The following is a 1,660-nucleotide window of genomic DNA, read 5'->3' as shown; positions in this document are numbered from 1 at the left end:
CCCGCCGCGCCCGGGGGCCGGTCAGGTGCCGGCACCGTCCTTGTAGCCCTGGCTGACCTCGACGACGACGCCGTCCGGGTCGGTCAGCCAGACGCTGCGCCAGCCCTCGATGTACTCGGCGAAGTCCAGCGGGCCGAGCGTGACGCGGGCCGCGTCGCCCATGCGCGCCAGGACCGCGTCGACGTCGTCGGTCTGGAAGGCGATGTGACGGGCCGTGCCGCGCTGCTGCGGCCCGTCGGCGCTCGGCAGGGCCGGGCCGCCGGGGGGCCGCGGGCTCCCGTCGGCCGGCCCGAACAGTTCGAGGTAGGCCTCGCCGAGGCGGATGAAGACGATCTGGACGTTGCCGAGGACGAACGCGTTGGCGCGCTCGAAGCCGAACCACCGGGTGTAGAACTCCTCGGTGACCGGCACGCTCGCGCAGTTGAGCGCGACGTGGGACCAGTTCATCGGGGTGCCTTTCCGGGGCTCAGACAACGGTGCGCTCGCCGTTGGGGCCCACCGGTGACCACCAGAGGTTGAAGTTGGTCTGGCCGTCGCCGAAGATCGCGCCGCGCCCCTCGACGATCCGTCCGTCCTCCCACTTCAGCAGGTGCATGCCCTCGATCTGCAGCCGGTCGTAGGGGGAGGTGCCGTCGGTGGCGTGGGCGCGCGAGCCGTAGGTCTTGTTGACGTCCACGGTGTAGCCGTCGGCCGCGTTGACCAGGATCGTCACGGGCTCGATGACGAACGTGCCGCCGGCGGCCCGGCCGAGGACGTCGATGAAGTCCATGAACGCGTCCAGGCCCTCGTGCCACCCGGCGTAGGTGTGGTTGCCGGGGGTCAGGAACCGCACCCGCGGGTCCCAGTACTCGGCGGCCTTGGCGCGGTCGCCGGACATGAGGGCGTCGTAGGCGGCGGTGACCCGTTCTGCGGTGAGGTCGCTCATTTCATCCTCCAGGGAAATGGCTGTGGATTCTGCGGGCGGCGCCGGGCCGGTTCCCCTTTCCGGGGCGGCCGCGGCTCGTTCGGGATCGGTGCACGGGGAAAAGGGGCGGGAATTCGTCCGCCGCGGAGCGGTTCCGATTCTTTTCGCTAATGTCGCGCATGTTCGCGGGAATCAGAATCCGGGCGGTTCAGATTAAATCGGCTGCGCGGCCGGCCGGGCAAGGCGTGCGGCCGTCTGGGCGGCCACTGAGGCAACTTGGCGAAGTTGCGGGGGTTTCCCGGCGGCCAACATTCAGCCGGTGCCCGCCAGGCGGGCGATCGCGCCCAGCGGGACGGCCAGCAGGCCGGGGCGGTTGCGGGCCTCGTAGAGCACCTCGTAGACGGCCTTGTGCAGGGTGTAGGCGCGCAGCAGGACCCCCTGGCAGCGCGGGTCCTGCCCGGTCGCCGCGCCGTAGCCCAGGCAGAAGGCGTCCTGGGCCCGTTCGGCCCACCGGTGCCGGCGGGCCGGGCGCGGCAGCGCCCCGCGGGGGCGTGCGGGATCCGTCCGGTGTTCCGTCCAGTGGGCGGCGTAGTCGAAGGAGCGCAGCATGCCGGCCACGTCCCGCAGCACCGGGTGCGGTGCGGCCCGCTGCGCCACCGGCAGCGACGGCTCGCCCTCGAAGTCGATGAGCGCCCATGCGTTCCGGCCGCGCAGGACCTGGCCCAGGTGCAGGTCGCCGTGCACCCGTTGGGTGGG

The 1,660-nt window shown here is 72.2% G+C and carries 2 protein-coding genes and 1 pseudogene; all 3 read right to left on the bottom strand.

Features of this window, described 5'->3' with window-relative positions:
- Positions 1 to 21: 21 nt before the first annotated feature.
- Positions 22 to 447 (bottom strand): VOC family protein, encoded by a 426-nt coding sequence (locus AB0O00_RS38260; RefSeq protein ID WP_363659298.1) that lies wholly within the window; start codon positions 445 to 447, stop codon positions 22 to 24.
- Between the two features lie 19 nt (positions 448 to 466).
- The gene (locus AB0O00_RS38255; protein ID WP_363659297.1) at positions 467 to 925 is read right to left on the bottom strand and encodes a nuclear transport factor 2 family protein; all 459 of its coding nucleotides are present in this window, start codon (positions 923 to 925) and stop codon (positions 467 to 469) included.
- Between the two features lie 291 nt (positions 926 to 1,216).
- Positions 1,217 to 1,660, bottom strand: a pseudogene (locus AB0O00_RS38250) (hypothetical protein); the annotation flags it as partial.

The sequence above is a fragment of the Kitasatospora sp. NPDC093558 genome (assembly GCF_040683475.1).
Taxonomy (GTDB): domain Bacteria; phylum Actinomycetota; class Actinomycetes; order Streptomycetales; family Streptomycetaceae; genus Kitasatospora.
Note: the sequence above shows the minus strand (reverse complement) of the source record. Positions and strands in the feature narration are given on the sequence as shown.

Coding starts and splice junctions, on each gene's coding strand:
- AB0O00_RS38260 (WP_363659298.1), bottom strand. CDS start 447: ATGAACTGGTCCCACGTCGCGCTCAACTGCGCGAGCGTGCCGGTCACC.
- AB0O00_RS38255 (WP_363659297.1), bottom strand. CDS start 925: ATGAGCGACCTCACCGCAGAACGGGTCACCGCCGCCTACGACGCCCTC.